The sequence below is a fragment of the Nevskia soli genome (genome assembly GCF_903970205.1).
In the GTDB taxonomy this organism is placed as follows: domain Bacteria; phylum Acidobacteriota; class Terriglobia; order Bryobacterales; family Bryobacteraceae; genus Bog-113.
This window is the reverse complement of record NZ_CAJCHS010000430.1, coordinates 1-10070: the sequence shown is the minus strand read 5'-3', so window position 1 is coordinate 10070 and position 10070 is coordinate 1. Positions and strand designations below refer to the sequence as shown.

Genomic DNA, 10070 nt, shown 5'->3' with positions numbered 1-10070 from the left:
GGGCGAGCGTTTCGGTGTTTGTCATAGGTTCAAAGCTCAGTTGCAAAGCCAGCCCAGGCACTCGATCGAATGGTCGTTCTCCCAGTCCACGAACTCGTCGATTGATAAAACATGCTTGTCGCGCTGGTCGTCCGCTCGCCGCCTTCGGCGTTCGCGGGAGGACGGTTGTTGTCTCTGGGTTGTCTCGGGCGGGGATAGGTTGGTTCTCGCAGGCTGCTTAGGTATCACTGCTCGGCGCTGCGCGCAAACACGGTCTCGATCTTCTTGTCCGTCAAACGGCCTTTGACGTAGGTAACCGCTAAACCGAACAAGACCGTGCCGAATCCGCACAGCATGGCGACGATCTGCTCATGGCTTTGCGCCGCGGCCGTGGAGGCGGCGGCTTGCGCGAGATGAGCACTGAGGTTCTGCGCGTCGAGCGCGGTGGTGGCCGTGGAGGCGGCGGCTTGCGCGAGACGGGCATTGAGGCGCTGCGCTTCGAGCGCATCGGCCGCGTTCAGCTCCAGGCCTTCGTTTGTCGAGTTGATGGTTTGCGAAATGCGCCGGATGTCGGCGCGCAGGCCAACTAGCTCCCGTTGCACTTCATCCAGCCGTTCGACGCAGCTCGGATCGGAGGCTCCGGTCTGGACTGGAAGCTGGGACCAGCCGGCCGTGGCGATGCAGCAGAAAAGGACGGCAGCCGCCAAGCCCGTGCGCATCCGTTCCGCCAGGCGCTTGGCGCGCCCGCCGACTTGCGCGGCCCACTTCGATTTGAGCATCGAGTCGGCTGCTTCGGAGTACTGGCGGCTCTCGATCAAGCCCAGCGTGACGTGGAAGCACAGCAGGCCGGTGAGTCCCAGGTTGAAGGCCATGTCGGCCAGCACGCCGGCGCGCACCGGATCGAGTGAGCCGAACCACGGCAGGGCTCGGCCGAGCTGTTCGATCACGCTCGCCATGTCATTCGTGAGTAAGTAGGCGGCTTCGGCTTTGCTGATGCCGTGGACGTCCAGCGCGCGGCCAATCCCGATGGTGGGATGCCCGATCACGACCGTGCCCGGCTTAATGGGCTTCTCGGTCGCGTCGTCATAGACGAGCAGCTTCAGGGATTCATCTTCAACGAGCCAGGTGGCGAGCTGGGCAATATCGATGTCTGGCATTTAGCGCGTCTCCGATTGCGTCACCGTGACGCTCTGTGCATCGGCGTCTTTGTTGAGGGCGGCGTTCTTGGCGGCCGCGTTCTCGCTGGACGATCCGAAGTAGTAGGAAATCACGGCCATCCAGCCGGCTCCGAGTGAACCGAGCAAAATGTTGAGCACGTCTTTCGATTCGGCCGGGACGGCGTGGATTGCCATGAAGACCAGCAGCCCGAAAAAGCCGAACGTCACGCCGATCGCCAGCCCGCGCGGCGTCCAGTCGCGCAGGACGACTTCGCGCTGGCGCGCGTTGCCGCGATCGTCGGTGGCGAGCTTGGCGAGGGCTTCGGCATCGGCAAAGCCGAGCGACAGCATGTGTTCGGAAAATTCGTGATCGGCTGCTTTGAGGGCGAGCAGTTGCTCGGGCGAAGCCGCTCCGATCGCTGTGCCGATCGCTTCCTGGCGCGCGGCGGTGTCGGGGCTTTTCGGTGTGATCTTGAGGACGCCTTCAAGCGCCGAGATCGCGGACCCGGCCAGCGGACCGCCCACGGCCGCGCCAATGGTTGGGGCAACGGTGGCTAGAACGCCTGCTACAGATTTCCAGTTCATTTTGTTTTTCCTTTTAGGCAGGAGAGCGGCACGGCGCGAAACACAGTTTGCAGCCAGCGCTCGATGTCTTCGGGCTCGATGCCAGGATCGAGGCGCATTTCGTGCGGCACGAGAAATTTTGAGAAGCGCCAAACGCGATGGCCCTGATCATCCACCGGCGAGCGGTAGCTATAACGCTGGCCCATGTGGGCCGTCTTTCGGATTTCGTCTTGCCCATCGATCGCCCGCGAGTCGCGGGGCAGGGGAAGAAATTGGGCGCTTGTGATCTTGCCGGTGCGCTTGTTGCGCTTCACAACGACGCGGGGCGGCGTCAGCGCCAGGCAGCGTTCAATCTGGGCGACCGAATAGCGGCGCAGCGGGCTCCCATTGGCGGCGTAGGTTGGTACGTCGGCACGGGGATTAAGCATGGGCTGTAGGCACTGGTTGTGGCACACCTCGGGCGCAGGGTTGGTAGCAAGCGTTCAGGTGAAGCGCTGCGGCCGGATCGGTTGAATCAGCTCTCCGGTGAAGCAGGGGGTGGTACGCAAGCTAAGTCTGGAAAAGACTCAAACCCTCGCAGTTTTTTTTAAGCCGCATCCGTTTCCATCGGCAGGAAGCCGGATAAACATGAGCTATTGCTCGTCGGGCAGGCCGCGCAGCAGCCCGTCGAGATCGTCTTCCGGAGACCCCCCGGCTTTGGCTTTGACGCCGTACTCGCCCGGATACTTGCGCTCCAGCCACCAGCCGAGCGCGCGCCAGTCGGTCTCGAAATACTTGGTAAGCTGATGCTCGCGCAGCATTTTGACCTCGGACTCAGCCGAAGCGATGGCCTCGATCAGTTTGACGGCGAGCGGATCGCTCCCGCGCTGGGCGGCTTCGATCCAGCCGTCATATGTTTCACGGGGAACGCCGCAAGTCGCCAGGCCCGTGTCCAGCGAACCGGATATCTGCATCTTCGAGCAGATTTCGGCGATCAGGCGCTCAGTGAGCGGCGGCGATGGCATCAGACCCCGCTATTCCCTCATCCGGTGAGGCGATGGCTGAGGCGATGGGTTCTTGCGCGGCTTCGAGAGCGGCTTCGCTTTCGATCTGGCGATGCCCGGCGCGCATCAGCTCGAGTATCGCGGCGGCCGAGTTCTTGATTTGCAGCTTCTCTTTGGCTTTGGCGATCAGTTCGAAAAAGGCATAGTAGTCGCGCACCTGGAAGGCGAAGGCGTCCTTGCTTTCGAGCAGCTTCTCCACATGCTGGATGGTCGCGGCCAGCTCGTCTATCTCGCCGGGCAGGAATAGAAACGTGACGGTCTTAAACGTCATGTGCGGCTCGCTCACCGGCTCGAACTTGATGGCCGCGAGCTTCTGAATGGTCTCGTCGTCGATGCCCGAGTAGGCCTTCAGCGTGAGCGTCGAGATGCGCTCGTAAAGTTGCTTCAGCTTCGGCAGATCGTCCGCGCCGACGATGGAGTTATGCGAGAGCTGTATCGCGACTTGCTCTTCGATGGTCTTCGCGGTCCGGATGACCAGGCAGAGTACGCCGTCGAGCTTCGCCGCCATTGCCGCCATGACGCGGTGATTTCCCGACAGCACTTTGAGCTTGCCGCCCGCTGGATCTTGATAGAGCAGCGGCACGCTCGCCAGGCCTTTGTCGAGCTTGATGTTCTCGACCAGTTGTGCGAACGTGTCGTTGCGCATGTAGCGCGCGTTGTCTTCGAGCAGCTCGACGCCATGCGGATCGACCCAGGCCAGCTCGAAGGGCATCGAGCCGCACAGGGCGATATTCAGCGCCGCTATCTTTTCTTGAATGTCTTCCATTTGGTGATGGCTCCTCGCGTGTCATGCAGCCCGGTCGCAGTCTCGTAGTTCAGAAACTTGACCCCGTTTTCGTCGCCCCGCTTCACGAGTTCGAATATGCCCCGGTACTTCATCGAGACCGGCGCATCGGTGAAGGCCGTCGTCGTGAGCTTGGTCACATGCGAGAGAAGGATCTGTTCGACGGCATCGCGAAACTCGACCGTCTGAAGCGTGAGCAGCGCCAGCTTGGCCAGGCGGTGTTTCTTGTCCACCGGCACCACGAAATCGCTCAGGATGTAGAGACCGTCCCGACCGAACTTCTGAAAGGTGATAACGGCACAGCCGAACAGCTTGCCGCCAATGAACAGCAGGAAATTGAACGGTCCATCGGTGAAGAGGATCGTTTTCTTCATGTACTGGTTTTTGAAGTAATTGATCTCCGGACCCTTCACGCGCTTGAGCGCGATCGGCGAGTCGGGCGTGATGGCGCCAATGTCCTCATCTTGCAGGATCGGATAGTGAACCGGCGTGCAGGCGGTGTGCTGCGATACGAATACGCGCTCGACGTTGAGGTTCGAATACAGGATCACGTCTTTGGTGCGGCTGCGCCGCTTCCACATGACGGCAGGGTATTCGTCGTGCCGCACATCGTCGATCAGCACATAGTCGAATTTGCAGATCTTGGAGAAGAGCTGCGCTTTGCGCTCCTGGTCGATGATCGTGTAGCCCGGCGCGTCCCAGTCGAGCACGGTGTTGATGCGCTTATAAAGCTTCTCGTAGTCGCCTTTGTAGAAGGGCAGAAACCCGAACATCACGCCGTCCGGATCGATGCGCGCGGCTTCGTCTACGAAGTCCCAAATGTCAGAGGAGCGATAGCTGGTCAAGTGGCACTGCTCGCCGGCGTGCTTGAGCCGCTCGGCGGTCTTGCGAAAGTAGTGCTCCCACTGGTTGATGATGTTGTCGTACAGCCGCTTGTTGTGGGCGTTCTTCGGAGGGTAGCGAAACAGCTCGAACAGGATGACGACGACGGCGGCGGGGTTCTCTTCTAGCCACGGTTGCAGCCAGGCCCAGGCCGGATCTTTGATCGCCCAGCGGAACGGCTGCCCGGCCAGGTGGTGGCCGACGAAGTGCGAGTAAACCGAGACATCGTTGCCGTGCGCCGAGCCCGAAGCCTCGCCCAGGATCTGCTCAATGGTGAAGTTGCCCGAGCAGCCGACGAACAGCGTGCGGCCCCGAAAGGCTTCTTTGTTGAGATCGAGCCACTGCCGGAACTCGGAATCAATCGCGCCTATGAACATGCGCGCTGCCGTTCACGCCAGAGGCCAAACTTCAGCAAAGTAAGGCCTTTCTTTTCAATGTTTTACAGAACTTCGCACACAAACGCGCACCACGCGATCGGGCGCACGGACGCCCTATAAACACACCCGAAAATCGTGCCTTTATTATCAATAGTTTGCGTCGCAAAATGCCCGATTTTGCCGGTAGGTAAATGCGTTCGGGCGGCGGCCGGACTTTTCCACAGATTCTTTGGAGCGGTCAGCCGAATTACACGGCCCGTCTCGGCTGGTCGCCGATCAGCACATCTGTGCTTTCCCGCCCACGGGTAACAACAGATGGGTGCCGCGCTTTACTTTTTTTTCTTAGCGGGTGACTTCTTCTTCGTCGCGCCGGGCTTCGGTGGGTCCGGTGGTTTGACTGCATGCCACTTGCGCTTGGCGACCGCCGCGCGTGCGCGTGCCGACCTCTCCTCGGGAGTGAGGCCCTCCCAGGCCTTCGCACCGCCCACCTTGCCGCCGATGCGTCCCTGCTCTTGAAAGAACTCCAGAGACAATTCCTTTTTCTTTTTCATGACTCCCCGATGCTATCACGACCCCCTCGCGATTGAATACCCGGTATCTCAAGTACCGCAGGCGTGCCTCAAACACTGGCTATCTTTACCCCCTCTTGATAGAATTGAAGTAGGGAGATACAAACTTGAAACCTTCAGAAATAACGCGGGCGCTCGAAACGCTCATCCAGGCGAAGCGCCCGGCGATGATCTGGTCGAACCCAGGCATGGGCAAGTCGCGCATCATGCAGCAGACGGCGAAGCGGCTCGGCCGCAAGCTGTTCGATCTGCGGCTCACGGGCCGCGACGTGGGGGACTTCATCGGATTGCCCACGGTCCAGGACGGCATGACGGCTTTCGCCCGGCCGCGACTCCTGCCGACCGAAGCGGACGGCCCCTCGATCCTCTTCTTAGACGAGATCAACCGGGCGAACCAAATGATGCTCAACGCGGCGCTGCAGATGGTCCTCGATCATCGCATCGGCGAGCACGAGCTGCCGGCCGATTGCGTGGTGATGGCGGCTGGCAATCCGGAGACTGACCCCGGCGTGATCCGCATGTCGTGCGCGATGAAGCTGCGGTTCGTTCATTTGAACCTGGCGGTGGATCGTGACGATTGGATGAAATGGGCCATCGAAGCGGGCATCGAGCCGGTTGTGATCGCCTTCCATCGCTTCCGCGACGACCTGCTGCATGTCTACGATCCGAAGGCGCTGACGAGCCCCAACCCGCGCGGCTGGGAGTTTGTCTCGGAGATCTGCTCGCAGAATCCCGACCCGGCGCTCGAACATGAAATTTTTACGGGCGTGCTCGGCGAAGCCACGGCGGTCGAGTTCTCCGGCTTCCGGCGCTTGTACGCCAACCTGCCCCAGATCGACGCCATCCTGCTCGATCCGCTCAAGACCAGAGTCCCGGCCGAGCCCAATGTCCGGTTTGCCGTGGCAGCCGCACTGTCGCGCAGGGCGAGCGCAACCAACTTCGGCCGGGTCCTTCAGTATCTCGAACGCATGCCCATCGAGTTCAACGTGCTGGCCGTCAAGATGGCGGTCGGCCGAGCCAACGGCGCACTGAGCGCCACGCCGGAATTCACGCGCTGGGCCATCGCCCATGCGGACGTCACGTTCTGAAAACGAGCCGGATCGGTACTTGGTCACACAAGTACCGAAACGGTGCCTCAAATACTGGCTAACAACACCCCCTCTTGATAGAATTGAAGTAAGGAGATATACCAATGACACAAGCAAAAGCAACCGCTCAGACCCAGACCGCGCCCCGAGTGATCGGCAAGCGCCCACGCCAACGCAAACACGAGATCCACGCCATCGCGCCGGTGCCGCCGCCTCCCGCGCCGGTCGTCGTCGAACGGCACAACGATGTGCGCCAGCGCGCGATGCTCGTGATCCTGAACGTCCATGAATGGGGCGCGCAGGCCAACGATGCCACGATCACGGATGAAGTCGCCCAGCGCCACGGCATCGCGAGCGATATGGGCCGGTATCAAAAGACCCTGCTCTCGAAGGGCGCCCTCGAACGGCTCCGCTCGGCGGCTTCGAAGCTCCGCTCGACGCACATCCGTTACACGCTGCCCTGGGATAGCTGGGGCACGCGCATTATGTCGGCGACCGCCTACATGGAGTACTCCTCGAAAATGCGGACCCTGATCGACGAATACGAGCAGGTATTCCGCGACGAGCTGGAAGCCATCGATCCGGCAACGGGCGTCTCGAAATACGAAGCGGCGAAGGCCGAAGCGCGCCGGCTGCTGAACGGCGCTTTTCGCGAGCAGGACTATCCCACGATGAGCCAGCTACGCCGGAAGTTCGGCGCGACTTTCACGCTCCTGCCGATCCCGGCCGCGCAGGACTTCCGCATCGACCTGGGAGCCCAGGCGACCGAACAGGTGCAGCAGGAAATCGAGCAGCGCGCCAATGACCGCGTGAACGAAGCCATGAAGGGCGTCTTCGCCCGGCTGCAGGGCGTCGTGGCCAAGCTCGTTACGGCGCTCAAGGCGGAGAAGACGGACGCGATCCGCAAGACGCTCTTCACCAGCGCCCAGTCGGTGCTTGATCTGCTGCCGATGCTCAACTTCACGGGCGACGCGGCGCTCGACGCCTTCTCCGCTGAGATCCGGTCGCTGATCGAAGGGCTGGACGCGAAGGAACTGCGCGAGTCGGAACCGATGCGCGCGAGCGTCCTGGTCAAGGCCGACGCGATCCTGGCGAAGATGAACGACTTCCTCGGATAACGGGAGCGGGGTCAAACCCGTTCCTCTAACGTCCAGTACTTATCAAGAGACCCTTTCGAGGGATAATTCAATAGGGAGATACAGAGCATGAACATGGACGAACGGCTGGAGGCGTTGACGCACTCGGTCGAGCTGATCGCGGCGATGCAGTTGAAGACAGAGAAGGAGATCAAGCGGCTGGCGCGGTACGTGCGTGTCATCGTGGTGGATCACGAGCAGCGGTTGGCCGCGCTCGAAGGCGGCGACGAGGAAGAGTAGGAGATATAAACATGGGAGATACGAACATGGCCGAAGAAGAAATGTCCGAGAGTACGTGCGCCCGCCTCGAAGAGGCCATGCGCGGCATGCTCGAAAGCAGTGAACGGCGGCGGCGCGAATACGCCAGCCGGGAGCCCGAGCGGCGCGCGCTCTATGCCTCGATGGACCGCGACATCGAGGAGGCCGCGCGGAACTATGCGGAGCTTGAGAAAAGCTGGATATTCCAGGTCTGAGTCCCAGTACTAAACCCGAAAAGAGCGCTCGTTTTTAGAGCGCTTTTTTTTGCGCCTTGTTGCTATCAACACCCCCTCTTGATAGAATGAAGTAGGGGGATACAAACAAAACAAAATGGCAGAAAAAGACATCCTGGCGCTCTTCGATTCGATCAAGGAATCCTTCGAGCGTGAGCTACAGGCGCTCAGAGACGAGAACGCCCTGATTCAGGCGCGGCTCGATCGGCAAGGTGGGCTTGTCCAGTCGGGCTCGCGCTGGAGTTCCGGCATCAACACCTGGGCCGAGAAAACAGACAAAGCTCTTGCGGGCATTCTCAAACGGCTGGCGAAGCTGGAAAAAGGGGGCGCTCAATGAGCGCTTCCTCTTTCGACATGGGACGGCTCAAGAGCCATCTGCTGCTGGACAATCCGTTTTTCGGAACGCTCGCCTATCACCTGGAAGACATCGCGGACGGCTCGATCAAGACGCTCCAGACGAACGGCGTGGTGCTCCGCTACAACCCGGCGTTCATGGCGAGCCTGACGCATGCCGAACAGCTCGGCGTCGTCGCCCATGAGGTTCTGCACTGCGCTCTGGTTCATCCATACCGCCGCGCGGGCCGCGATCCGGAGGGCTGGAACATCGCTTGTGATTACGTCGTGAACGAGCAGTTGATCGAGGCCGGCTTCACGCTGCCGCAGGGCGTGCTGATCGACGCCCGGCATAACGGCCTCAGCGCCGAACAGGTGTACTCGAAGCTGCGCTCGGAAGAGCCACCGCCCCAGGAACCCGAACCCGAGCCGGATCCGGAAGCATCGGACGACGACGGCGAGCTGTGCGAGTGCGGCCGTGAGAAGTGCGATTGCGCCACTTCGCAGGGCAGTGAACAGCATGGCGACCTGGACAGCGGCGACGGCGAAAGCGAAGAAGTCGGGGAGGAAGAAGGGGAAGGGGAGAGCGATGGTGCCGGCGACGAGATCATGGACGGCTCGCCGACTGGTCACTTCGTTGACGGTCCGGAGACCCGCAGCGACGACACGGGCGCGCTGACTGAACAGGATTGGGAAGTGATCGCGCAAGAGGCGTCGATGGTCTCCGAACGCGCCGGCGTCCTGCCGGGCGGTGTGGGCCGCACGCTGAAGGCGACGCGCGAGCCGCAAGTCGATTGGAAAGCGGAGACGCAAGACTTCCTGACGAACACGCTGCTCGGTGAGAATCAATCGTGGGCACGCCCGAACCGGCGCTTTGCCGCGAGCGGCTTGTACCTGCCCGGCCCGATGAAGGAAAACGTCGGCGTGCTGGTCGTCGGCATCGACTGCTCAGGCTCGATGACGCCTGAACAGCTTGACGAAGCGGCCGTCGAAATCACGGGCATGGTGCGCGAGGCGCGGCCCGAAAAGGTCGTCGTGATCTCCTGCGACACGGCGGTGCGGAGCGTCGTCGAGTTCGGCCCCGACGATACGATCGTCCTCGAAATGACGGGCGGCGGCGGCACGGCCTTTCAGCCGGTCTTCGATTACGTCGAAGCCGAACGCCTCGATCCGCTGGCGTGCGTCTACTTCACGGATCTGTACGGCCCGGCTCCCGAAGAGCCGCCGTATCCGGTCCTCTGGGTCGCTCCGCTCCACTCGACGCGGACCGCGCCGTTCGGCCGGGAAGTGAGGGTCGCATGAACTTCAGCGAGGAAGAACTTGAGCGGATCTCGCGGGCGGAACGGCAGCGCCAGGCCGACATCGACCGTGAGCGGCTTACGGCCGAGCTGGCGCAAAAGAGCCGCAAGCGCATCGACCGCAGATCCAAGACGAGCGATACATGGCTTCGAGCCGATAGCGATTCTTCGAGAGATAGTTGACGTTGTACTCGCCCGCGTCGGACACGTTGCCGGTGCCGTAGCCAATCTTGGCGGCGAAGTTCTGGAACGAGTCGCTCGTCGGGTGGACGCGCGCGTTCGGACGGAGCGACTTGGCGGAGCCATGCGCCGGTTCATTTCTCATGTTTGCCGCTTGCTGAATGTGTGCATATTGTATATACTAAATGT

The 10070-nt window shown here is 61.4% G+C and carries 14 protein-coding genes; 7 read left to right on the top strand and 7 right to left on the bottom strand.

Translation table 11 applies throughout. The features are described 5' to 3' along the window. Positions 1 to 224: 224 nt before the first annotated feature. The 7 genes from H1Y01_RS18505 to H1Y01_RS18475 all read right to left on the bottom strand — a co-directional run bounded on the left by H1Y01_RS18505 (position 225) and on the right by H1Y01_RS18475 (position 5337). The gene (locus H1Y01_RS18505; protein WP_180542194.1) at positions 225 to 1136 is read right to left on the bottom strand and encodes a glycoside hydrolase family protein; all 912 of its coding nucleotides are present in this window, start codon (positions 1134 to 1136) and stop codon (positions 225 to 227) included. Further along, positions 1137 to 1721, bottom strand: coding sequence for a hypothetical protein (locus tag H1Y01_RS18500; protein ID WP_180542193.1), 585 nt, complete (start codon positions 1719 to 1721; stop codon positions 1137 to 1139). It lies immediately after the preceding gene. Beyond that, positions 1718 to 2128, bottom strand: a complete 411-nt coding sequence (locus H1Y01_RS18495) for a hypothetical protein (protein WP_180542191.1) — start codon at positions 2126 to 2128, stop codon at positions 1718 to 1720. Before H1Y01_RS18495 ends, H1Y01_RS18500 begins: the two co-directional genes overlap by 4 nt. A 204-nt stretch (positions 2129 to 2332) precedes the next feature. Beyond that, positions 2333 to 2704: a hypothetical protein gene (locus H1Y01_RS18490; RefSeq protein WP_180542189.1), complete on the bottom strand. Its 372-nt coding sequence runs from the start codon at positions 2702 to 2704 to the stop codon at positions 2333 to 2335. Beyond that, positions 2682 to 3509: a ParB N-terminal domain-containing protein gene (locus tag H1Y01_RS18485; protein ID WP_180542187.1), complete on the bottom strand. Its 828-nt coding sequence runs from the start codon at positions 3507 to 3509 to the stop codon at positions 2682 to 2684. The genes H1Y01_RS18490 and H1Y01_RS18485 overlap by 23 nt, the downstream gene beginning before the upstream one ends. Then, complete coding sequence (locus tag H1Y01_RS18480; RefSeq protein WP_180542185.1) at positions 3485 to 4786, bottom strand: putative antirestriction adenine methyltransferase; 1302 nt, start codon at positions 4784 to 4786, stop codon at positions 3485 to 3487. Before H1Y01_RS18480 ends, H1Y01_RS18485 begins: the two co-directional genes overlap by 25 nt. A 329-nt stretch (positions 4787 to 5115) precedes the next feature. Next, entirely contained in the window at positions 5116 to 5337 is a 222-nt protein-coding gene (locus H1Y01_RS18475; protein ID WP_180542183.1) for a hypothetical protein, read from the bottom strand. A 125-nt stretch (positions 5338 to 5462) separates the two neighbouring features. Between H1Y01_RS18475 and H1Y01_RS18470 the strand changes: the two genes are divergently transcribed. The 7 genes from H1Y01_RS18470 to H1Y01_RS18440 all read left to right on the top strand — a co-directional run bounded on the left by H1Y01_RS18470 (position 5463) and on the right by H1Y01_RS18440 (position 9884). Continuing rightward, entirely contained in the window at positions 5463 to 6443 is a 981-nt protein-coding gene (locus H1Y01_RS18470; protein WP_180542181.1) for an AAA family ATPase, read from the top strand. A 104-nt stretch (positions 6444 to 6547) separates the two neighbouring features. Further along, entirely contained in the window at positions 6548 to 7561 is a 1014-nt protein-coding gene (locus tag H1Y01_RS18465) for a hypothetical protein (protein ID WP_180542179.1), read from the top strand. An 87-nt stretch (positions 7562 to 7648) separates the two neighbouring features. Beyond that, positions 7649 to 7819: a hypothetical protein gene (locus tag H1Y01_RS18460; protein ID WP_219341682.1), complete on the top strand. Its 171-nt coding sequence runs from the start codon at positions 7649 to 7651 to the stop codon at positions 7817 to 7819. A 26-nt stretch (positions 7820 to 7845) separates the two neighbouring features. Next, positions 7846 to 8052, top strand: a complete 207-nt coding sequence (locus tag H1Y01_RS18455) for a hypothetical protein (protein WP_180542175.1) — start codon at positions 7846 to 7848, stop codon at positions 8050 to 8052. Between the two features lie 115 nt (positions 8053 to 8167). Then, positions 8168 to 8407 (top strand): hypothetical protein, encoded by a 240-nt coding sequence (locus H1Y01_RS18450; protein ID WP_180542173.1) that lies wholly within the window; start codon positions 8168 to 8170, stop codon positions 8405 to 8407. Then, positions 8404 to 9705 carry a vWA domain-containing protein gene (locus H1Y01_RS18445; RefSeq protein WP_180542171.1) on the top strand — a complete coding sequence of 434 codons (1302 nt, stop codon included), beginning with the start codon at positions 8404 to 8406 and terminating at the stop codon, positions 9703 to 9705. The genes H1Y01_RS18450 and H1Y01_RS18445 overlap by 4 nt, the downstream gene beginning before the upstream one ends. Then, positions 9702 to 9884 carry a hypothetical protein gene (locus tag H1Y01_RS18440; RefSeq protein ID WP_180542169.1) on the top strand — a complete coding sequence of 61 codons (183 nt, stop codon included), beginning with the start codon at positions 9702 to 9704 and terminating at the stop codon, positions 9882 to 9884. Before H1Y01_RS18445 ends, H1Y01_RS18440 begins: the two co-directional genes overlap by 4 nt. Positions 9885 to 10070: the final 186 nt, after the last annotated feature.